The 23,252-nt window shown below is 63.7% G+C and carries 15 protein-coding genes; 8 read left to right on the forward strand and 7 right to left on the reverse strand.

The features are described 5' to 3' along the window. Window positions 1-81: 81 nt before the first annotated feature. Window positions 82-4,716: an AAA domain-containing protein gene (locus VGE08_RS06610; RefSeq protein WP_331067061.1), complete on the forward strand. Its 4,635-nt coding sequence runs from the start codon at window positions 82-84 to the stop codon at window positions 4,714-4,716. Window positions 4,717-4,761: 45 nt separating this feature from the next. On the opposite strand, the gene VGE08_RS06615 is transcribed toward VGE08_RS06610, so the two are convergent. From VGE08_RS06615 to VGE08_RS06635, 5 genes are all read right to left on the reverse strand, one after another. After that, window positions 4,762-6,165, reverse strand: coding sequence for an aldehyde dehydrogenase family protein (locus tag VGE08_RS06615; RefSeq protein ID WP_331067062.1), 1,404 nt, complete (start codon window positions 6,163-6,165; stop codon window positions 4,762-4,764). Window positions 6,166-6,275: 110 nt separating this feature from the next. After that, the gene (locus VGE08_RS06620; protein ID WP_331067063.1) at window positions 6,276-8,687 is read right to left on the reverse strand and encodes a TonB-dependent receptor; all 2,412 of its coding nucleotides are present in this window, start codon (window positions 8,685-8,687) and stop codon (window positions 6,276-6,278) included. An 86-nt stretch (window positions 8,688-8,773) separates the two neighbouring features. Then, a complete protein-coding gene (locus tag VGE08_RS06625; protein ID WP_331067064.1) occupies window positions 8,774-10,297 on the reverse strand; it encodes a parallel beta-helix domain-containing protein in 1,524 nt (507 codons plus the stop codon). Beyond that, entirely contained in the window at window positions 10,294-11,535 is a 1,242-nt protein-coding gene (locus VGE08_RS06630) for a cytochrome-c peroxidase (protein WP_331067065.1), read from the reverse strand. Before VGE08_RS06630 ends, VGE08_RS06625 begins: the two co-directional genes overlap by 4 nt. Next, complete coding sequence (locus VGE08_RS06635; RefSeq protein ID WP_331067066.1) at window positions 11,532-12,200, reverse strand: c-type cytochrome; 669 nt, start codon at window positions 12,198-12,200, stop codon at window positions 11,532-11,534. The genes VGE08_RS06630 and VGE08_RS06635 overlap by 4 nt, the downstream gene beginning before the upstream one ends. 298 nt (window positions 12,201-12,498) lie before the next feature. Between VGE08_RS06635 and VGE08_RS06640 the strand changes: the two genes are divergently transcribed. From VGE08_RS06640 to VGE08_RS06670, 7 genes are all read left to right on the forward strand, one after another. Beyond that, window positions 12,499-12,603, forward strand: a complete 105-nt coding sequence (locus VGE08_RS06640; RefSeq protein ID WP_331067067.1) for a LysR family transcriptional regulator — start codon at window positions 12,499-12,501, stop codon at window positions 12,601-12,603. Window positions 12,604-12,624: 21 nt separating this feature from the next. Then, window positions 12,625-15,303, forward strand: a complete 2,679-nt coding sequence (locus VGE08_RS06645; RefSeq protein ID WP_331067068.1) for a helix-turn-helix transcriptional regulator — start codon at window positions 12,625-12,627, stop codon at window positions 15,301-15,303. 100 nt (window positions 15,304-15,403) lie between these two features. Continuing rightward, window positions 15,404-16,591, forward strand: a complete 1,188-nt coding sequence (locus tag VGE08_RS06650) for a lipid-transfer protein (RefSeq protein ID WP_331067069.1) — start codon at window positions 15,404-15,406, stop codon at window positions 16,589-16,591. A 2-nt stretch (window positions 16,592-16,593) separates the two neighbouring features. Beyond that, window positions 16,594-16,731, forward strand: coding sequence for a hypothetical protein (locus tag VGE08_RS06655; protein ID WP_331067070.1), 138 nt, complete (start codon window positions 16,594-16,596; stop codon window positions 16,729-16,731). A 43-nt stretch (window positions 16,732-16,774) separates the two neighbouring features. Further along, window positions 16,775-17,602 (forward strand): SDR family NAD(P)-dependent oxidoreductase, encoded by an 828-nt coding sequence (locus VGE08_RS06660; protein ID WP_331067071.1) that lies wholly within the window; start codon window positions 16,775-16,777, stop codon window positions 17,600-17,602. Window positions 17,603-17,613: 11 nt separating this feature from the next. Further along, window positions 17,614-18,759 (forward strand): acyl-CoA dehydrogenase family protein, encoded by a 1,146-nt coding sequence (locus VGE08_RS06665; RefSeq protein ID WP_331067072.1) that lies wholly within the window; start codon window positions 17,614-17,616, stop codon window positions 18,757-18,759. Window positions 18,760-18,860: 101 nt separating this feature from the next. Then, window positions 18,861-20,417 (forward strand): long-chain-fatty-acid--CoA ligase, encoded by a 1,557-nt coding sequence (locus VGE08_RS06670; protein WP_349258638.1) that lies wholly within the window; start codon window positions 18,861-18,863, stop codon window positions 20,415-20,417. 30 nt (window positions 20,418-20,447) lie between these two features. Here VGE08_RS06670 and VGE08_RS06675 read toward each other — a convergent pair whose 3' ends face one another. Further along, window positions 20,448-21,035: a hypothetical protein gene (locus tag VGE08_RS06675; protein ID WP_331067074.1), complete on the reverse strand. Its 588-nt coding sequence runs from the start codon at window positions 21,033-21,035 to the stop codon at window positions 20,448-20,450. Window positions 21,036-21,166: 131 nt separating this feature from the next. Further along, window positions 21,167-23,077 (reverse strand): CocE/NonD family hydrolase, encoded by a 1,911-nt coding sequence (locus tag VGE08_RS06680; protein WP_331067075.1) that lies wholly within the window; start codon window positions 23,075-23,077, stop codon window positions 21,167-21,169. Between the last annotated feature and the right edge of the window lie 175 nt (window positions 23,078-23,252).

Raw genomic sequence — 23,252 nt, forward strand, 5'->3', positions numbered from 1 at the left:
CCAACCGCCAACCACTGAAGGGCGCTAACTCAGCACCATTGGACCCAAATCCGGTTCAGCTGCGCCGGCGAATACGCTCGAATGATCGAGCACATCCGGCACAAACTTCGGCAGCTCTACCTGTTTCTGAAGGAAGCCAATCAGCTGCGGTTTCCTCCGGTCCGGCATGTCAGCCAGCATCCCCGGGCGATTCGCCTGGCCGATGCGCCGGACCATCCGTGTGTGAGAATCCGGCGGCCGGGAGTAGATGACGGCGGGCAGGTCGAGGACGATTGCCTGCTGCGAATCGCGCGGCCGGTGTCGACGCCGTGTCCGCCACCGCCGTTCAACGTCGCCAACTGGCTACTACCCGATTGGGACGATCCCACCAAGGCGGCGTATTTCTCCGCCACTCGCAACGTGGCGGCGGCCGACAGCCCGCCGCTCAATATTCGTTTCGACGATGACGAGCAGCGCCTGGCGGACTTCGAGGCTTGGGTTGCTCAGCGCGAGGAATGGGCGGTCACGGAGCTGGCGGCGCGCAAGGCGCTGGGATTTTTCGAGCTGTTCTACGAGATTCATTCGGCCATCGAGCGCGATGGCGAGCTGCTCGAGCTGGTGGCCGCCGATGGCCGGCTCAACTGGCGCACGGTGTCGTCGATCGAGGGGAGCGTGCCCATCGATCATCCGGTATTGCTCAAGCGCGTGGAGTTGCGTTTCGACGCCAGCGCCGCGGAGTTCAGCATTCACGAGACGGACCGGCCGACCGAGCTGTACAGCGGGTTGTTCGTGGACTTGCAGAACACCGCGGCGGCGTCACTGCGCAATCGGACGGCGGAGCTGGAAAACTCTGGCCTGCACCCGTGGGGCGGTGACGACACGGAGAATTATCTGAAGACGCTGGTGCAGACGCTGTCGCCTACCAGCGGCCGCCTGCTCAAGGAGCGCGTCGCCGACGAGCCTTCCGACGCGCCGCGCATGTGGCGTGATCCGATGCTGATATTGCGCAAACGCGTCGGCGGCATCGCCAATGCGGTCGACGCCATCATCGACGATATCGATCAGCGCAAGGCGTTCGCACCGGCGATGGTGCAGATTACGGGTACGTCGGTGGAGGAGACGCCGCCGAAGGTATTGCCGGAGGAGACCGCCACCTCAGCGTCACCGGCCGCGCCCATCGACGACGATGACGTGCTGCTCGGCAAGGAAGCCAACCGGGAGCAGATCCAGATCATCAAGCGCCTGAGTCACAGCGGCTCGGTGCTGGTGCAAGGACCTCCGGGCACCGGCAAGACGCATACGATCGCGAACCTGATCGGCCACCAGCTGGCGCAGGGAAAGTCCATCCTGGTCACGGCGCAGACGGCGAAGGCGCTGCGCGTCCTGCGTGACAAGGTGCCGGAAGTGCTGCGTCCGTTATGCGTCGCCGTGCTCGGTAGCGATCAGGATGCGCGGCGGCAGTTGGAAACATCCATCGGTTCCATCACCGAAAGATTGACCACCGAGACCAGCGCGTCGCTGGTGTCGCGTGCCACGCGGCTCGGACAGCGACGCAGAGAGCTGCTCACTGAGCTGCGCGTGCTGCAACGTGATCTGCGCGAAGCGCTGGAGAACGAGTATCGCGAGATCACGGTCGACGAGCGGCGCTTCTCGCCAGCCGATGCGGCCAAGTTCGTCAAGGCACACGGTACACAGCACGCGTGGATTCCCGGGCCGGTCAACTTGGGCGTGCCGTTGCCGCTGAATTCCCACGAGCTGGGCCGGCTGTATGCATTGGGAGCCACATTCACGGCGGATGAGGAACAAGACGCGCGCCGACCGCTACCCAATCTCGACGAACTGCCCGCCGAGCGCGAGTTCGAAGCGCAGGCATCGGAACATCAGCGGCTCGCAACAGCAGATTTGTCCGCAGGCACGCATCGATGGACGAGAACCGGCAGCAGTGCCGCGATCCACACGCTGGCGGCCACCTTGGCGGAAGAGTTCTCGGAATTGCGGCGTCGTCAAGCGTGGCGGCCCTACGCCATCGTCGCGGGCATCAGCGGCGGCACGCAGCGCGAAGTCTGGGAGCAATTGATTCAAGGCATCGAAGAGGCGGCGGAAGCGAACGCTCAATGCGCGCTGTTGCGTCACCATCGGCCGCAGTTGGCAAAGTCGATGCCGGCCGAAACCCAGCGGCGCATCGCGCAGGAGATCGTGCAGCACCTGGAAGCAGGCCGCGGCTTGGGCTTCCTGCAGATGGCGACGCGTTCGGACTGGCGACAGTTCGTGAAGGCGGCGTCGGTTTCGACAGGGGAGCCGTCGCGGCTCGATCACTTCCATGTGCTGGCGATGGTGGCCGACCTGGAAGTGCGGCGGCTGGAGATCGAAGACGCCTGGAACGCGCTCATTGGCGGACATATCAATTCGTTGTTTCGCTCCATGGGGCCGGAGCCGGAGTTGGCCTGCCGTGCGCTCACGGACGAGATTCGCCATTGTCTCGATTGGCACGAGCACACGTGGGGAACGCTGGCGGAGCACCTGCGCGGGGAGGGTCTTCGATTGGACGAGTTGGTCGCGCAGATTCCGCGTGAGCCGAGCCCGCTGGCGGAGTATCAAACCGTCGAGCGATTGGCCGCAGAGGTGCTGCCGCCATCGCTCGCCACTGAAGCGGACCGGCGCAAGCGGCGCGAGATCGATGAGTGGTTCGAGCAGCTTGCTGCTCGCGTCGGCGCCATCGATCCGAGCACTGTCGGTGCGGGCTGCATTGCCCGGCTGCTGTTCGCAGTCGAAGCTCGCGATGCCGTTTCATACCGAGCGGCGCGCGAGTACGCACAGCGCTTGCTTGCGGTCAAGCCGCTGACAATCGAACGCGACGAGTTGTTGAATCGGCTCCGTGAGGTTGCGCCTCGTTGGGCGGATCGCCTGCAGGATCGCAAGGCGCCGCACGACAAGGGCCATCCGCCGGGCGATCTGGAGCTGGCGTGGATCTACCGGCAACTGCACGACGCGCTCGTGCAGCTGGACCGGCTGGATGCACAGACGTTGCAATATGAAGCGGATCGCACTCGCGAACGCCTGCGGCCCGTGACTCAGGAGCTGATCGACGCGACCGCATGGGGTCAGCAGCTGGCGCGCCTGCAAGGAAACAATGCGATCCGGCAGGCGCTGGTGGGCTGGCTGGATACGGCCAAGCGGTTGATGTCGACGCGCCATCCCGAGCGCCGCCAGACGCTGCTCACCGAAGCCCGCAAGCTCATGAAACATTCGGTCGAAGCCGTGCCGGTGTGGATCATGCCGATTTCCATGGTGGCCGAGACGTTCGATCCGCGCGCGACGCGCTTCGATCTGGTGATCGTCGACGAGGCCAGCCAGGCCGATCTCAACGCGCTCATACCGCTGTACATGGCGCGGCAAGTGGTCATCGTCGGCGACCACGAGCAGGTGACGCCGCTGGGCGTAGGCAAGGAGCAAACAGCCCTGGAGAATCTGCGCAAGTCGATGCTGCACGATTTCCCGAACGCGCATTTGTTCGATGCCATGTCCTCCATCTACGACATCGGGCGGCAGGCGTTTGGCGATGCCGTGCGCTTGATCGAGCATTTCCGTTCGGTGCCGGAGATCATCGCGTTCAGCAATCGCTTGTCCTATGACGGCAAGATTCTCCCGCTGCGCGCGGCGAGCTCGACGCACATCAAGCCGGCGTGCGTTGCGTATCCAGTGGAAGGTGTGCGCCAAGGCGACGTGAACCCGCGAGAGGCCGAGGCGATCGTGTCGCTGATCAAGGCCATGACGCGCCATCCCGCCTATGAAGGCAAGACCATCGGCGTGATCTCGATGGTCAAGGAGGAGCAGGCGTTGCTGATCCAGTCGCTGCTTCACAAGCGCATCGACAGCGTGGAACTGGAGAAGCGGCGCATTCTCGCCGGCATCTCGGCCGAATTTCAGGGCGACGAGCGCGACATCATTCTGTTGTCGCTGGTGGACAGCGCGCCCGAGGAAGCGGCACTGCGCACGGTGCGAGAAGGCGCATACGAACTGGTCAAAAAGCGCTACAACGTTGCCGCCAGTCGCGCGCGTGATCAGCTATGGGTGGTGTATTCGTTCGATGCGGATCACGACTTGAAGACGGATGACTTGCGCTTCCAACTGCTGCAGCACGTGCAGCAGCCAAACCTTGCGCCGATCGGTGCCGGGCGCGAGCGCCTGGAGCCTGAATCGCCACTCGAGCGGGAAGTGGCGAAGCGCCTGACCGCCGCTGGCTTTCGCGTGAAACAACAGATGAGCATTGGCCACTTCCGCATCGACATGGTGATCGAGAGCGGCGGCAAGCGCCTGGCGGTGGAATGCGATGGCGACCGTTATCGCACACCCGAGAGCCTCGGCGAGGACATCGAACGTCAAGCGGTTCTCGAGCGTCTGGGCTGGGAGTTCGTGCGCATCCGCGGCAGCGCGTTCTATCGAGATCCGGAGGCGGCGCTGCGTCGTGTGTTCGATCGATTGGCGGAGCTCGGCATCGAGCCGATCGTCGAGCCCGTCGAGCCGGAGCAAGCAAGTGCGGCGCCCGCCGAAGAGACGGGACCGCCAAAGTCGCTGGTCGAAGAATTGAAAGAGTGGGCAGCCCGGCCAGGCTCATCGCCGACGACATCCACGCCCGTCGCCGTGGCGGGCGAGTCGATGTCATCGCAGCTTACGGACTCCGGGTCCGCGGAATCAGGGCCCAAGAAAACCAGGCCGCGCAGAAGGTTCGGTCGCTAGGCCGTCGACGCTTGCCAGTTCGGAGGCCAGCGTCGTCTTGGCGCCTCACGTCATGTACTTGATCAACATCTCGCTCAGGCGGCGCTTGCGAGCGTCATAGGGCGGGAACAGCATTTCCAGCGCCGACAGCGGACCGGCGGACATCATCGCCCGCTCGTGCGAGAACGCCTTGAAGCCGAAGATGCCGTGGGCATTGCCGATGCCGGACGTGTTCACGCCGCCGAACGGCAGGTTGTGTTGCGTAAACTGCTGCAGGCACAGGTTGACGCACATGCTGCCGGAGCTCGTGTTCGTTTCCAGGGCCCGGATGGTGCGCTCGTTCTTGGTCCAGACGTAAAGCGCCAACGGCTTCGGTGCGGCATTGATTTCCGCGATGACCGGTTCGAGCGAATCGAACGTCAGGATGGGCAGCACCGGTCCGAAGATTTCTTCGCTGCGAATCTGGGCGCTGGCGGGCACATCCCGCAGAAGTGTCGGTGCGACGTAGCGCGCCTCGACATCGGAGGTGCCGCCGAAGGCGACCTTGCCGCCAGACTGCACAGCGTCATCGATGAGTCGGGCAAGGCGCTCCGCGTGCCGGCGGTGAATCATGCGTGGAAAGTCGGTGCTGTTCCTGATCGCGGCTTCGTTCTCGCCGTAGCTCTTGGTGATGGCGCGGCGGCATAAATCGACGAAACGGTCGGCCACGTCGCGATGCACGTACACATAGTCCGGCGCGATGCAGGTCTGGCCAGCGTTCACCATCTTGCCCCAGATGATGTGGTCCGCCGCGTGCTGGAGATTGGCGGTGGCGTCCACGATCACCGGGGATTTGCCGCCAAGCTCCAGCGTCACCGAGGCGAGATTGCGAGCCGCCGCGGCCATGACGACCTTGCCCACGGCCGGCGAGCCGGTGAAGAAGATGTGATCGAAGGGCAAAGAGAGCAAGGCGGTGGCGGTATCCGCGGCGCCTTCCACGACTGCGACTTCGTCAACGGGGAACACTGCGCCGACGATATCTTTGATGACACTGTTGGTGTGAGGCGTGAACTCGGAGGGCTTCAAGATCGCCGTATTGCCCGCGGCCACGGCCGAGACCAGCGGGCCCAGCGCCAGACTGAATGGATAGTTCCAGGGGCTGATCAGCAGGCATCGGCCCTTGGGCTGATAGAGCACGCGGGATTTCGTGCCGAGCGAAGTCATCGTCGCGCGGATCCGTTGCGGCTTCATCCAGCGCTTCAGGTGCGCGATGGCATGCTTGGCCTCGGCGACGACGGGCATGACCTCGGTCAGATTGGTTTCGGTCGGATGCTTGCTCAAGTCACGGCTCATCGCGTCCAGGATGGCGTCCTTGCGCGCCAGCGTCACGTCGAGCAGCTTGGTGAGTTTGAGACGCCGCTCGGCGGCGCTCGACTGCCGCAGCTTCAATGCCGTGGCCGCGTGAGATGCGAACAGTTCTTCAATGTGCATGGCGGTCCGCAGGAAGTGAATAATGAATGGTGACTAATGAATGGTCAGAGAGCGCAAGTGACATCCGCTGCCATTCTGACCAGTCACCATTCACTAGTCACCAGTCACTTCTAAAAGGACATCCTGGCCTCCACGCCCCACTGGCGCGGCTCGGAGATCGACGCGAACGGCGTGCCGAACGTGCTGGCCGTGAGGTTGTTGATGCCCGTGACGTACTGATCGTCAAGCACGTTGGTCACGTAGGCCGCGAGGCCGAAGGTGTCCTTCGCGCTGCTCCAGGCCAGCCGCAGGTCGAGACGCTCCGTGGCCTCGCCCACCTTGAAGATCGTCTGCAGCGAGCAGTCTCCTTGTTGCTCCGAATCGTCGTTACAACGCTGCTTGCCACGGTACGCAAACCGGCCCGACAGCTCCAGATCGCCGGCGTCGCCAAGTGCCCAACCGTAGCTGGCGCCCACCGAGGCACTGAGGTACGGCTCGCCGGTCGGCTGGCCCGACAGATCGATCGGGTTGTCGCCGCGCGTGAATTTCTCTTTGTAGGTCGCGTCGATGAAGGCAACGTTGGCATACAGCCTGAGCTGATCGATCGGGCGCCATTGCGCGTCGATGTCGATGCCCCAGGCTTCTTCGTCGCTGACATCGACCAGGTACTGCGGAATGTCGGACCCTTCGACGTCGGTGGCCAGCACGATGGCCTGCTTGTTGTCGTAGATGTAATAGAACGCCGAGGCGTTCAAGACCACGCCGGCTTGCGGAAACACGCTCTTGATGCCGGTCTCGAAGTTCCACACGTCCTCGTTGTCGAACTTCGAGGCGACCTCGGTGCTGTTGTAGCCGCCGGCCTTGTAGCCCTTGGCCAGCGAGCCGAACACCATGACGTTGGCAACGACCTTGTAGTCGAGTACCAGGCGCGGGCTCACGTCATCCCACGAGTCTTTGAGCGTCAGGCCGCCCGGGGGCGTGTCCACCGCGAATGCGACATCGCCGAAGCGATAGATCTCGGCAGGAACACCAATCGTGTCGAAGAAGCCGAGCTCATCGAGCCCTGCGACCACTGCATCGAGCTCTGGCGTCTCGTGAGGGCCGTTGGTCCACCTGAACTCCTTGGAATCGTGCGTGTAGCGCAGGCCGAAAGTCAGGTTCATCCGATCGTTGACGTGCCAGATCACGTCGCCGAACGCCGCGAACGCTTCGAAGTCGCCACGGTTGTACATGGCTTCGCGCCACGGCAGGCCGAGCATGCTGAGGCCGAAGGGCTCGATGAGGCTGCTCGTAAATCCGTACAGCCCGAGATCGTCGAAGAAGCCGAGGTTCATTCCCAGGGTATCGATGGCGTCGGTAAAGGTGTGCGTGTCGCTGATCTGGTTGGCCTTCTCCTTGTAGTAGCTGACGCCGCCGACCCAATCGATCCGATCGTTGGAGCCGGAGAACTTCAGCTCCTGGTAGAAGCTTTCGTTGTCCTCGATGTTTGCGGTGTCGAAGTAGGTCGCGATCAGATTGGTGCCGTCCTCGTCTTCACGGTTGACGGTTTCGAACTGGCGCCACGAAGTGCTCGAACGAAAGTCGACCTCGCCGAAGCTGTGATCGATGAACAAGTTGACCTGATCGAGCTGGCGCGACTCTTCATTGCCGACCACGTCGTTGTAGACCGGCGCCTTGCGGGGATCGATATAGGTCGTGGGATCGGCCGGGAAGGGGATCTGGGTCTGACCTGGCTGCACGGCAATCAGGCCGATCGCAGGCCGGGCCAACTGATCCAGATCGTCGTGATCCCAGGAGAGCGTCGCGCTGGTCTGCTCGGAGAGTTTCCAGCGCAGCGCGACGCGGCCCGCCCAGTTCTCCTCGGGCATGAGATCCTGGCCTGTGGCGGCATCTTCGAGCCAGCCATCGCTCTTGTTGTAAACGCCGTTGACTCGCAGCGCCACGCTGTCGCCGAGCGGCGTGTTGAGCATGCCTTCGTAGTACTGCTTGCCATGCTCCCCAAAGCGGACTCGCAGCGTCGAGTGGAACACGTCCTCGGGTTGGTGGGTGATGATCGAGATCGCACCCGCGGCGCTATTGCGGCCGAACAGTGTGCCTTGCGGTCCCTTGAGAATCTCGATGCGCTCGACGTCGTTGAAGGCAAGCAGCGACGCGCCGGAGCGCGCCGCATAGATGCCGTCGACGTACACACCGACCGCCGGATCGGTGCCGACGCCGAAGTCGCTGGTCTGTATGCCGCGAATCTGATATTTCGGCTGCGTCGGGCTGTTGCCCGAAACGACCAGTCCCGGGATGAAGCCATTCAGATCGCCGAGGTTTTCCGCGGCGACGGCGTCGATGAGCGTGCTGTCCACCACCTGTATCGCGATCGGCACATCCTGCAGCGACTGCGTGCGGCGCTGCGCGGTGACGACGACTTCTTCGACGCTCAGGCTTTCCTGAGCTGCCTGCTGGGCCAGTGCCGCTTGCGGCGCCGTCGCCGCGACACCCACGCCCAGCGCCATACCGATTGCATACGCGACTTTGTTACTGCGATTGCTCATAGCATTCTTCTCCGTAACTTCCGTTCGGCCCGTGGCCGCCCCCAAACTCGAGTCTCTTTTCGGCCGATTGCACCGCTCACCAGTCATCAGTTCGTCACTTCCAGCATGTACTTCGCCACGGCCAGGCGAGTCTCGGGATCGAGATAGTCCTGCGGCGGCATTTCTGGATAGTCGTCGCGCTTCTTGGTCGGCTTCGCGATGTAGTCGGCGAGCCCCTGTGGATTGTCCATGTACAGCGCCTGGATCACTTGCACCGGCGGGCCGATCATGCGGCCGGTGTATGTGTGACAGCCGGTGCAGATGCCGAGGTACACCACCTTGCCGCGTTCGCCCGGCTTGATCTCGCGCGGCGGCACCGGCGGCATCAGGTAGTTCACCGTGGTCGCGGTGTTGGTGAACTCGCACTCGGCGAAATCGCCGACGCCGACTGTCACATATTGATGGCGATTGATGATGCAGCTGCCAGGGCTCGGCCCGACCCGCACGATGTCGAGGTTCTTGGCGCCCACCTTGGCTTCGGAGAGCAGCAACGCCTTCACTTCCTTGATGGTGTCGTAGCCATTGCGCAGCATCACGTTGTCCAGGATCTTGACGCGATCCGAGTTCGGTTCCGACTCAGGGTCGACGGTGATATTCGAGGCATTGGCGTGATCGGTGATGATGATGCCGGCCACTTTGTTGTCGGAAATGACATTGCCCTCGATGACCACGTCGTCGGCCGCCATCACCAGGATGCCGGTGCCGGCCGGGATACCGGCCACGGTCGAGCCGGGCGCGCCGAAGTTCGGATGGTTGTTGCCGACCACGAAGTTGTTGCGGAAGATCACGTCGACCGTGTCCTTGATGGGCAGCCCCGGCGTGACGAATGCCAGCAGGCCGCCGGAGTTGTTGTGCACGTAGTTGTGCTCGACGATGGCGTGGCGGCTGTTCTCGATCTCGATGCCGGCTACGCTGTCGAACACGTCGTTGTGCGCGACCTGGATGTTGTCGCTCATGCCGACGTAGATGGCGGCGTCGGCGATCTTGGAAATGACGTTGTGCTCGACGATGCCGTTCTGGCCGAGCTGCGGGAAGATGCCGTAGACGCCGGAATCCACGATCACGTTGTTGCGGATCTCGAAGTTGTTGCCGGCCTGGCCCATGATGCCGTTGCCCTTGTAGTTGCGGATCTCCAGGTTCTCGGCCACGAAGTTGTTGCCCGAGTAGAGGATGGCGTCGTTGAGCTGCTTCTGTCCGTCGAGCACGGCACGGCGGCCTTCCTCGATCACGCCGATGATGCGAATGTCGTCTTTATCGATGTACACAGTCTCGTGATAGGTGCCGGGCATGACGCGGATGATGGTTCCCGGCGGTGCCGCCTTGACCGCGGCCTGGATGGACTCGCCATCCTTGACGACCACGACGTTGCTCGGTGCCGGTCCGGCCACCGAGCGGATCGCGCCTGCCGGATTGGCATCGCCACCGCCTTCGGCCTTGAACCCGCCGCTGTAGCTGGGTCCCTCGGTGGAGGAGCTGAAGGTCATGACTTGTTTGGTGCTGCGGCCGAAGTAGGTACCGGCCCCGAAGGCCACGATGGCCGCGAGCAATCCCAAAACGAGCCCTTTTTTCATCGTCGTTCTCCTTGTTGGGTGGGTGCCAGGCGGGTGAAAGCCGGCTCCGCCGTGATCGGTGCGAGTGGCAAGCCGGACGGCACGCGCGCCGGCGTCCGCGGCATGAACGTTTCATCCGTCAATGCGTCGAGAAATTCCACGAGCCGGTCGATCTCGGTGTCCGTGAGCTTGGGATCCGAGATGTGCCAGTGCAGATACAACTGCATGCCCTTGGGCACTGCGTTGCCTCGGCCCTTGTTGTAGAACTCGACGGCTCCACGCAAATCGGCGAATGCGCCGGAGTGCGAGTAGGGCGCGGTGCGCGTGATGTTTCTGAGTGTGGGGACTTTGAATCCACCTTTGAGCTTCGGGCTGCCCAGGATCGCCTCGGCGCCAATATCGAACGGTTGGCCTTCGGGTTCGGGCATGCCGATGACCGCGATCTGTTCGTTGGTGAACAGCGGCGGCATGTGGCATTCGGAGCAGCGCGCGACGAACGAGCGGAACACGTTCAAACCTTCGATCTCACGTTCGGAGAGCGCGTCGTGGTAGCCGTGAACGTAGCGGTCGTAGCGGCTGTTCAGTGACACCAGCGAGGTCTCGAAAGCGGCCAGCGCCGTCAGGACCTGTTGTTCGGTGATGGGGCCGCGTTGATCGGGGAACGCCTGCTCGAACAGCCGGCGATAGATCGTGTTGCCATTCAAGCTCTCGAGCATCCGAGCCGGCGTGCTGCCCATCTCTTTGGGCGAATAGAGCGGGCCGGCGGCTTGCTCTTCGAGGGAGCTCGCGCGTGAATCCCAGAAGAAGCGTTTGAGGAATGCCACGTTCCACAGCGTCGGCGCTGCGCGTCCGGTGTCTGCTCCGTTGATGCCGATGGATCTGGCGCGGCCATCGGAAAGGCCTCGAGCGGGATCATGGCAACTGGCGCAGGAAAGCGTGCCATCGCCCGACAGCACTGGATCGAAGAATAAATATCGGCCGAGATCGATTTGATACGGCGTGAATCCATCACGGTGGGGCGGCAAGGAGGTTCGTGTGCCGCCCAGGCCATAATTGCCGAGCGAGTCGTAGAACTGATAGAGCGTGCGCAGCTCGCAGACTCCGGCGCCGGTTTTCTCGAACCCGGGCGGGCAGGAGCTGTTGAGTACGAAGTCCGCGGTCGACGCGGCAGCAGTGGGTTTCAGGAAATCATCCGGAGCCGGCCCGGTTGCGCCAGCGGTCCCTGCGGCCGCGATGAGCAACACGAGCGCGCGAATCATTTTGGCCTGCCTTGTTGATGGATGAACGCGATGATGTCGTCGAGATCGCGGCCCGTCGCAACGGTCTTGGCCATCATGGCCATCTGGCGGCCCGGCGTATCCTGCGGATCGGTGCCACGCACTCCATCCCTGAACTGCGCAAACTGCCGCTTCATATACTCTGCATCGAGCCCCGCGAGTCGCGGCGCCTTCAGAGCGGCATTGCCCTCGGCCTGGCCGCCGTGACAGGCACCGCACTTGCCGTGATAGAGAGTGGTGCCATTGCGCAAGTTGCCGCTCGCCGGGTTGGCAACGACAGTCTTCGGCAAGCCGGCGACATGACTCGCAACTTTCGAGATGGCGGTATCGTCAGCGAGCGCTGCCGCCGCCGCTTGCATCTGGATGCCGGGCACATCGGCCTCGTCGGCGCCACGACGGCGATTCCGGAAGTGGCGCAACTGGCGCTCGATGTATACCGCGTCCTGGCCGGCGATCGCGGGCGCGTTGAGCGTCGCGTTGCCTTCGCCCTTGCTGCCGTGACAGGCGGCGCACTGTGCGAATAGCGTCCCGCCATCGTTGGCGACGGCAGCCATACTGCACATCAAAAACAAAGTAGCGAACGTGAGCACGAGCTCGCGCAAGCGGTCATGGGGCGCTGTCGCTTGTTCGTTGTTTTTCCGCTTCACGGCGGCCTCCCTGTGACAACGTCTGCATCGAAAGAAATATTTCATGCAGTTCGATTGTCGCCGTGCTTGATACCCGACATACGCACGGATTGCAATCGGCAGACGGATGATGGCGCGAGAACGCTTCGCAAGATTGTCACGTCGGTTGAGACTGTCGGACAGTCCGGCAGTGTTCGCCCGAGAAACGGGCCGGTTACGCCAAGACCGGCGATTGCAGGCAGCTGTTCAGCGTTGGCATAGCATGGATTGCGGCAACGTCGGGCGTTACCATTCCGGCCGGCAGTACGGGAAACAATCATTGGAACTTCGCCAGTTGCGGTACTTCAACGTCGTCGCCGACGCGCGCAGCTTCGCCCGCGGTGCCGAGCACTTACGTGTGGCGCAACCGGCGTTGAGCCGCTAGCGACGGCGAGGGCGCAAGCGGGTGTTAGAGCGAATCGACGAGGCGATGGCGCCGGTGCTCGAAAGCAAGCTCCAGCCATTGTTGGGCGCGCGGGCGCCGATCGAACGTCCGCGACTCATGTTGCCCGCCGAGATCCTCGGTGGCCGCATCAAGGCCGTGGTAGTCGCCGCACCCGCGGGCTATGGCAAATCCACGTTGATGGCGCAGTGGTTCGAGTCGTTGCAAGGCGAACGGGCGCCCGGAGTCAGCTCGGCCTGGCTCAATCTCGACGAGAACGATAACGATCCGCTGCGCCTGCTGCGTTACCTGATCGCGGCGCTGCGAGTGGCCATTCCCGATCTCGGCCGGGATGCAACGTTGGATTTTCAAGCGCCGAGTACGACTGAAGCATTGTTGGATGCCATTGGCGCGCGGCTCGCCGGCGTCGATTCCAAGATCGTGCTGTTCATGGACGATGCGCACGTGCTGCGGGACCGGCAGGCACTGGGCATCATCGAATGGCTGGTTCGCTACGCCGCCGACAACCTGCGTTTCGTCATCGGTGGCCGTCACGCTCCGCGCGTAGGTATCTCGCAACTCAGATTGCGTGGCGAGTTGGCCGAGGTGGATCAGTCCGCGCTCGCATTTACGAGCGCAGAGGCCGCCGCTTTCTGGGCGCAGCGCCGGCTTGCGCCCTTGGACGGCTGCACGCAGTCGGCGCTGTTGGAGAAGACTGAAGGCTGGGCCGCCGCGATCGAGCTGCTGGCTCTGGCGTTGAGCGATGCGCCGGATACGGCACAACTGATCGCGGACTTTTCCGGCACCAACCGCGAAGTGGTGGAGTACCTCGGTGAAGTGGTCTTCGGTCGATTGGCCACGCAGCAGCACGAACATATCTATCGTCTGGCGCAATTCGATCGCTTCTGCGCCGACCTTGCCGCGCAGGTGTGCGGGCCCGACGTAGCCGCCGGCCTGTTGGATGAGCTGCAGCGGCGCAGGTTGTTCCTGATTCCGCTCGACCGCCAAGGCCAGTGGTTCCGCTTTCATCACCTCGTTCGCGATTACCTGCGCCGCCAGGTGCCGCCGAGATTGGCGACCGCGATGAGAGAGTCGCTGCTTGCGGGTGGTCACTGGTTCCAGGCGCAAGGGTTCTCCGATGATGCGATCGACTGCGCCGTACGCGCGCGCGAATGGGACCTGGCTTGTCGATGGCTGGCCGCGTGCGTCGATGGCAAGGTGCCTCGCGGGCGAAGCGGCGCCAACCTGTCGCGCTGGATACCGTTGATCCCGAGAGACCAGATCAATCGCTATCCTCAGATCAGGATCAGCTACATGATATTGCTGGCGTACTTCCAGCAGCGTGAGCTGCTGGAACGTGAGCTCGCCGATTTCGATGCCTTGATCGAGGCCTGGCAGCGCTCATCCGACAAAGATCCGACGCTCATCGATACGATGCGTAGCGCCGTTACGTTGCAGAAGCTGATGTGGCGCGGCCTGCGTGACGAATGCCAGGGTATGTTGCCACAGGTGCAGGCATGGCTCGAGCATTGCCGATCTGCGTACCCGCGCGGCGCGGGTGATGCGCTGAGCCTGGCGGCCTATGCTGCCAAGACGGCTGGCGAGATCGACCTGGGGCTCGAGTACTCCAGGCGCGCACAGAAGGTGAATGAGTTGGACGGCTTCGGCGTTTCGCGCGGCATGTTGCTGGCTTCGCTGTTGTGGCTGAAGCGAGGAGACTACCGAGCGGCGCAGGCTGTCACCGAGGGCGCCTTGCGCCTGGTCGCCGAAAGGCTCAATGGCCATCCGGAACAGGCAGCGCACCACCATGGCGTGCTCGCTGCGATCCACTACGAGCTCGATGAAACAACCCTTGCCGGCCAGGAGCTGGAAAGCGAGCTCGCCGCAGTCGATGCCACCGGCATTGCCGATGTTTTGATTCTTCTCTATCTGACCCGCGCGCGCTTGCAATTCCTGCGCGGCGATCGCGATGCCGGCATCGAGGCGTTGCGCCTGGGGCGCGCACTGGGTGTTCGGCGCGACTTGCCGAGAGTGACCATCACGCTTGCGGGCGAGGAGTGCATCTGGAACTGTCGATTCGGAGAGCAAGCCGCCGCCTTCGAGCTGGCACGCCAGTTCGGGTTCGATCGCACGGATGCTGTTATCGAGAACATGCAGGCCGATAGGAGCGCGCGCGCCGGAGCCCGGGTGGCGCTGGCAAAGGCGCCGGAGGTGGCGCTCGTCAGGCTGGCGCCGGCATTGAGGCGCAGCGAGCGAAAAGGGTTTCATTACCGGCGCGTCGAGCTGCTCATCCTGCAGGCGATGGCATTGGTGGCCTGTAACCGTGAGGCCGAGGCGGCCGACGCCTGGCGCACGGCGTTGCAGCTCGGCGAGCAATATGGTTATCGACGCGTCTTCTTCGACGATGCCGACATCGTCGCCAACTTGTCTCATGCATTGAAAGGCCACAAGGCGGTGCCCAGGCCGGTCTGGTTGCGAACCAAACCGAAGGCGGTGGTGGCCGACACCGAGGAAGTGTTGACGCGCAAGGAGCTGCGCATTCTGAAGCACCTGGAGTCGGGGCGGTCGAACCGCGAGATCGCCGAGTCGCTGTTCATCTCCGAGAGCACGCTGAAGTGGCACTTGCATAATCTCTATCGAAAGCTCGCGTGCAAGAACCGCACGGGTGCGCTGTCCGCGGCCCGGCATAAGGGCATCCTCTAGGGCGGGCACAAACCCAACCTTTTGGCAGGGTGAAGCCAACCCCGCCGGGCTCTAATTTTCGCGCTTCGTGTCGCATCGGGCGTGGAATCGGAGAGCTCTCATGAAAGAAAAGGCATACGTCGCCGGGGTTGGCATGGTGCCCTTCGGCAAGCCAGGCGCATCGGACACCTACGACGTGATGGCTGCCGCCGCCGTGCGCAAGGCACTGGCCAATGCACGGCTCGAATACGCCGACGTGCAGCAAGCGATAGTCGGCTATGTCTACGGCGACTCGACCTCCGGCCAGCGCGCGCTTTACCAGGTCGGCATGACTGGTATTCCCATCGCCAATGTGAACAACAACTGCTCGACCGGCTCCACCGCGCTGTTCCTGGCGCGGCAGTTGATCGAGAGCGGCGCGGCCGAATGCGTGCTGGCGCTGGGCTTCGAGCAGATGCAACCGGGCGCGCTCACGGCTCACTGGACCGATCGTCCCTCGCCGTTCGCCGACTTCGACCGGCTGTGCGATGAGATCAATCCTTACCCGGTGCCGCTGGCGCTGCGTTACTTCGGTGGCGCGGGCAAGGAGTACATGGACAAGTACGGTGTGAAACCGAACCTGTTCGCCAAGGTGCGCGCCAAAGCCAGCCGGCACGCGGCGTACAACCCGATGGCTCTGTTCCGCAAGGTCGTTACTGAAGAAGACGTGATGGCCGCGCCTCTCGTGTTCCCCGAAGCCAGCTTGACGCGACTCATGGCTTGTCCGCCGACCTGCGGTGCGGCCGCGGCACTCCTCGTGTCGCGTGACTTCGCCGAACGCAACAATCTCGATCGACGCGTCTTCATCGCCGCGCAAGCGATGACCACCGACCGCCCGGGAACCTTCGAGAAGCGCAGCTTGATGGCGCTGGTCGGCGCCGACATGACGCGCGAAGCGGCCGACAAGGTTTACGAGCAAGCGGGCATCGAACCGAAGGACGTCGACGTGGTCGAGCTGCATGACTGCTTCGCCCAGAACGAGGTCATCAGCTACGAAGGACTACGTCTGTGCGAAGACGGTGGCGCGGAAAAATTCGTGACCGCCGGCGACAACACCTACGGCGGCCGGGTCGTCACCAATCCTTCCGGCGGCCTGCTGTCGAAAGGCCATCCGCTCGGCGCCACCGGCCTCGCGCAATGCACGGAGTTGGTCGAGCAGTTGCGCGGCGAGGCGGGCGAACGTCAGGTGCCCGGTGCCCGCCTCGGGTTGCAACACAATCTCGGCCTCGGCGGCGCTTGCGTCGTCACACTGTATCAACGCGACAACTGATCATGATCGACAAGAAACATATCGGCAGGGAGTCGCCTACGGTCGTCTGGCCGGTGGACTCGTCGGCCCGCGTGCAGGTGGAGATGCGCAACCAATACGGCGAGTTGAAGATCCAGGGCGAGGCGCTGGTGGCCCTCTGAGCCGATCGAGTGCGCTGAGCGATTCAATTTTCGAGGACAAGCGATGGGAAAACTGGCAGGCAAAGTGGCGTTGGTCAGCGGCTCGGGTCGTGGCATCGGCCAGGCGGTGGCGCTGAAGCTGGCTTCGGAAGGCGCCAGCGTCGTCATCAACGATCTCGATGCGGGGCCGGCGCAAGAAACCGTCGCGCAGATCGAGGCAGCCGGCGGCAAGGCCGTCGCGTGCCTGGGCAGCGTGACCGCGCCGGATTTCCCGGATCGCTTCGTGAAGACCGCGATCGACAGCTTCGGCGGCCTGGACATCATCGTCAACAACGCGGGCTACACCTGGGACAACGTGGTGCAGAAAATGACCGATGAGCAGTGGCACGCCATGCTCGACGTGCATCTCACCGCGCCGTTTCGCATCCTGCGCGCCGCCAGCGGCTTCATTCGCAATGCCACCAAGGCCGAGGCGGAAGCGGGCACGCCCACGTATCGCAAAGTGGTCAATATTTCTTCGGTCGCCGGCGTCGGCGGCAACGCGGGACAGGCGAACTATGCGGCGGCGAAGGCGGGCATCATCGGCCTGACGCGAGCGCTGGCGAAGGAATGGGGCCGTTACAAGGTCAACGTCAACTGCGTCGCGTACGGCCTGATCAATACACGCCTCACCCGCAGCGCCGCCGATGCTTCGTCCGAAGTCGACATCGAAGGCAGGAAGATCAAGACCGGCGTCAATCCGGACCTGCTCAAGGCGATGGAATCGATGATTCCGCTGGGACGCGGCGGCACGCCCGAGGAGGCCGCGGGCGCGGTCGCAATGTTCTGTTATCCCGAGTCGAACTACGTGTCCGGCGAACTGCTGGTCTGTGGCGGCGGCTTCCGCATCTGACGAGAGCTTCGATGGCAATTCCACGCACACTGTTGCTCGATGAACATCTGCAGTTCCAGGAAGCGGTCAATCGCTTCCTGGATGCTGAAGTCGTACCACACTACGAGCGCTACGAAGATCAGGGTTACATCGATCGGGACGTCTGGCGCAAGGCGGCCGAGGCCGGCTTGTTGTGTCCCACCATGCCGGTGGAGTACGGCGGCGCGGGTGTCGACAAGATCTTCAGCGTGGTGCTGTTCGAGGCGTTCGCGCACAAGCACGTGTCGGCGATGCTCGGCATGTCGCTGCATTCTGAAATCGTCGCTCCATACATCCTGCACTATGGCAGCGAGGCGCTGAAGCAGAAATATCTGCCGCCCATGGCCACGGGCGAGATGATCGGCGCCATCGCCATGACCGAGCCGGGCGGCGGGTCCGACCTGCAAGGCATTCGCAGCACGGCCGTGCTCGATGGCGATCATTACATTCTGAACGGCTCCAAGACCTTCATCACCAATGGCATGCACTGCGACCTGGTGATCGTGGTGGCGAAGACCGATCCGGCCGCGGGCGCGAAGGGCACGAGCCTGTTCGTGGTCGACACCTCGATGCCTGGCTTCAGCAAGGGCAAGCGGCTGAAGAAGATCGGCCTGAAGGCGCAGGACACCGGCGAGTTGTTCTTCGACAACGTGAAAGTGCCGCGCGAGAACCTGCTGGGCGAAGCCAACAAGGGCTTCGTGTACCTGATGCAGGAGCTGTCGTGGGAGCGCTTGCAGATCGCCACCAGCGCGGTGGCGCAGATGGAAACGGCCGTGCAGGAGACATCGGACTATTGCCGCGAGCGCAAGGCGTTCGGCAAGCAGATCATGGAATTCCAGACCGCGCGGCATCACCTGGCCGAAGCGCTGACCGAGGTGCAGATCGCCCGCGTGTTCGTCGACCGCTGCATCGAGCTGCAGATGCAAGGCCGGCTCGACGCTGCCAGCGCGTCCATGGCCAAGTACTGGTGCACCGATTTGTCCAGCAAAGTGCTGGACTTGTGCCTGCAATTGCACGGCGGCTACGGATACATGTGGGAATACCCGATCGCGCGGGCCTGGGCGGATGCGCGAGTGTCGCGCATCTACGGCGGCGCGAACGAGATCATGAAGGAAGTCATCTCGCGCCAGCTGCCGTGACGCGAAGATGACGAACGCGTACGCTCGACTCCGTCGTGGCGGAGTCGGCGTAGGTTGGCTTTTCGAGGGGGGAATGCCGCGCTCGATGGCGGCGAACAGCCATGTTCATGACGCAATCCCTGCATCGCGCGGTGCGCGTGCATCCGAGAAAGATCGCCACCATCTGCGGCGACCGCCGGCACGACTACGCGACGTTTCATGAACGGGTGGTACGCCTTGCCGGTGCCTTGCGCGCCGCAGGCGTCAAGGCGGGCGATCGGGTCGGCATCCTGTCGCTGAACTCCGACCGGTTCGTGGAATTCTTTTTCGGCACCTGGTGGGCGGGCGGGGTGGTCAACCCCTGCAACATCCGCTGGAGCGCCAGCGAGATCGCCTACTCGCTGTCCGACTGCGACACGCGAGTATTGCTGATCGACGATCAGTTCCTGCCGATACTGCCGCAGCTTCGCGCGCAAGCGCCGTGCCTGGGCACCGTGATCCATTGCAGCGATGGTCCGACGCCCGATGGATTGTCGAGCTACGAATCGCTGATTGCCTCCAGTGAGCCGGCCGAGGAAATCGTGCGCGGCGGCGAAGACCTGGCGGGCGTGTTCTACACCGGCGGCACGACCGGCTTTCCGAAGGGCGTGATGCTGCCGCATCGCGCGCTGTATGTGAACGCGCTGGCCTTGCAGGCCGCTTACGGAGATATGAGCGGGATGATCGGCCTGCATGCCGCGCCGATGTTTTACCTGGCCGATCATGATTTCCTCAACACGCTGGCGCTCGCCGGCGCCACGCACGTGACCGTGCCGATGTTTCAGCCCAAGGCGGTGGCGGCGATCATCGAGAAGGAGCGTGTGACCGGCGCGCTGTTGGTGCCTACCATGCTCCAGATGCTGGTCGATGCCCCGACGACGCGCGAGCACGATCTGTCGAGCATCACGTTTCTGTTCTACGGCGGCTCGCCGATTGCCGAAGCGGTGATCGATCGCGCACTGCCGGTCATGCCCAACGTGCGCTTGTTGCAGGCGTACGGCATGACCGAGCTGGGCCCGGTGGCCACCATCCTGAAGCCCGAGTATCACACCGGACCGGGGCGCGCGCTGGGCAAGATCCGATCCGGCGGACAGCCTTGCGTGATCTGCGATGTTCGCATCGTCGACGAGCACGGGCGTGAAGTGCCGCGCGGCACCGTCGGTGAGATCGCGGTCCGAGGGCCGGGCGTGATGCTCGGCTATTGGAACAAGCCGGAGGAAACCGCGAAGGCGCTCAAGGAGGGCTGGATGCACACCGGGGACGCCGGCTACATGGACGAGGACGGTTTCATCTTCATCGCCGACCGTCTCAAGGACATGATCGTCACCGGCGGCGAGAATGTTTACTCCGGCGAGGTGGAGAACGCGCTGGCGCGCCACCCGTGCGTCCTGCAATGCGCCGTCATCGCGATTCCCGACGAGCGCTGGGGCGAGCTGGTTCACGCCTCCATCGTGTGCCGGCCGGGCACGAGCGTGACGCTGGAAGAAGTGCAGGTCCACTGCAAGGCGCTGATCGCCAACTACAAGATTCCGCGCAGCCTGGAGCTGCTGGACAGCCTGCCGATCTCCGCGACCGGCAAGGTGATGAAGAACAAGCTTCGAGAGAGGTTCTGGAGCGGACGCGACCGACGCGTGGGTTGACGAGTCATCAGGCCGGCTCGAACGCGCAGGTCAAGGTGCGCGTTGCTGCGCGGCCGTTGCTTCGCCGGGGAGCTGAGCGAGGAAATCGCGCAGGCTGTGCCGGCTATCGTTCCATTCTTCGTAAGTCCGCGGCGTCTGCAAACCCATCGCGACGAGGGTGACCTGTTTCGAGTCGACCAGTGCTCGAAGGTCGGCGCGCTCGACCGGGTAGAGACCGAAGCGAGTGGTGAAGATCGGCAGCAGTTCGGGCTCGCCGATCCCCAACTCGGCGAGATCGCCCGTGTAGCGAGCAAGAGCGATGGCGCGCTCGTCCGCCCGCAGCTCGATCTGGTCGAAGGAGCGTTGGAAGGTGGCCAGCTGCGTCGGCGTCACCTCGTTGGTGATCCGTGGCACGAGCACCAGGTACAGGCGCCGCGTGCCCATGCGATTGACTTCCACCGCGGTCAGCTGGGCGAACGTCCGCTGAATCATGCTCGATGATGAGGCACGCGCCAGCACCAGCGGCGTGCTCTGGGAGGTGAGGGTGGCGACCGACACCGGGTCGAGCCAGGACTTCACGGGCGGCTGTGCCACGCACCCGGCCAGCATCAGCAAAATCAACGGCACTGAATGTTTCATGGAACGCAGCGGTGTACGCAAATGGGTACGCGGGGCGTACGTAGGAGGTCGATCAAATCGTAGATCGAACCAGCGGGCCGCGTGGATTCACGGCCCTGGCGGCGGCTGCGCGATCGGTGCGGTCCCGGCGGTCACCGTGCCTTGACGACCGGCAGCTCCACGTACGACGCGTCATCGCCGGCGTGATGGATGGTGTTCCTGGCGACGACCGGCTCACTTTCGGTTTCGTTCGGGCCGCCGGTGTTGAGGTTGCGCACGAACTTGGGGAAGTTCGAGGACGTCACTTCCACGCGGATGCGATGTCCCTTGTCGAAGCGGATGCTGGTGGCCATGGGCGTGGGCCGGATCTCGTAGATGGTTCCCGGCGTCATCGGTTCCGGCTTGTCGAAGCCGTTTCGATAGCGCGCGCGGAAGATGGTGTCAGCGATGATGTAGGCCGTGCCGTCCGCCGCCACGTCGACCAGCTTCACCGCGAAGTCCGTGTCCTTGGCGCTCGAGGAGACCTTCAGCACCGCATCGACGAAGCCCGTGACTTCCATCGGTTCGCTCAGCGGCTCGCTCGTGTACACGAGCACGTCGGCGCGCGCTTCGATCACGCGCTGGTCGAAGGCGCCGGGGATGACGATGCCGCCGTTGCAGCAGTCGCCGCCGCCGATGGTCTGCACCGGATTGAGCGGATCGTAAGTGAATTCATCGGGCTTCTCGCCGGCGGGCGGCGGCGTGAGCTCGAGCCGGCCATCGCCATACAGGCTGTTGGCGCTGCCGCCGCTGCGCAGGTACATGCGAACGGTCTGCGCTTCCTTCGGCGGCCACTGCGCCGAGGACTTCCACACGTTCTCGCCCATGGTGAAGTAGCGGACTGCGGGATTGGTCGCGGCAAACGCGTGTTTCTCTCCCTTCAGCCAGCGATCGAACCAAGCAAAGATGGTGCCGTCGACATCGAAGGTCGTATCGCCCATGGAGCGCTCGCCCACCTTGGTGTCGGGGCCGAGCTTGTTGAACTGGCAGTGCGCCACCGGCGCGATCACCGCATATTGATTGGCGCTGGCCTCGGCATCGGTGTTCGCTTTGCGCGCGTGATTGAACAGCTCGAGGTTCGGCCCGATCGACACGTCGTACCAGCTGTTGAACCACAGCGCCGGCACGCCCCAGCCCATGTCGTCGTGATACAGGCCGCCGGTGCGCCACGCCGGATCGGCCGGGGTGCGGCGGATCAGCTCCTCGAACGTGGCGGGCGGCTCGCCGAGATCGCTCAGCAACTCGGCAATGGGCAGATGCTTGATCTGCTTCGGCCATTCGACGTCCGGCTTCTTCGCGGCCAGGTCGTTGTATTGGGCGACACGTGCGCGGATCTTGGAATCGAGATTGGCCGGCAGTTGCGCGCGCAACGGATTGTCGACGTGATACAGCCACACGAAGAACAGGCTGCGTGGCACGCCGCCGGTGTACCAGTTGCCATGTTCCTGAAAGCGGCCGACCTTGCCAATGCCCGCGCCCGCGGCCATGGGCACCATCGCGGCGTGCGCCGGATGATTCTGCGCGGCGAGCGCTAGTTGCCACTCGGCGGAGGAGGAGCAGCCGAGCGTGCCGACCTTGCCGTTCGACCACGGCTGCTTCGCAATCCAGCTCAATGCGTCGTAGCCGTCGGTCTGCGGGTGGCCCAGGATCTGATACTTGCCTTCGGAGAAGTAGCGGCCGCGCTCGTTCTGGATGACGAAGGCATAGCCGCGATCGACTGCCGCCAGCGCATAGCGCAGCGAGGGGCCGGTCATGCCCAGCTCGCTATAGGGCGTCTTCCAGAGAATGGTGGGCAGCGGGCCCTTCGCGTCCTTGGGGCGGAACACGTTGGTCGCCAGTCCCGTGCCATCGCGCATCGGCACGAGCACGACGCGCTCGTCGAGCGCGTTCTGCTTCAACTCCTGCTGCAGCGATTCTTCGCTGTATTTCGAGTAGTCCGGCGCACGCGAAGCGGGCGCGGCACTGGCGCCGACAGCGGCCGGAAGGGAGGCCAGCAGCAACGGGAGCAGGGCGCGCATCGACATGGGGGATTCTCCGCGGGAGAGCCTGAATGGAAAAAGATTATCCGATGGGAAAACTCTTCACAAATCCGGCGCGCCGCTCGGGGTAGACTGGCGCGCGCGGCCGGGATGCCCGGGATGCTTGCGCGCGCCGGCCGACACGATTTCGAGCCGTTCGCGCCGTTCTGCGACCGTTCGC

The organism is Steroidobacter sp., from assembly GCF_036406195.1.
Lineage (GTDB): Bacteria > Pseudomonadota > Gammaproteobacteria > Steroidobacterales > Steroidobacteraceae > Steroidobacter.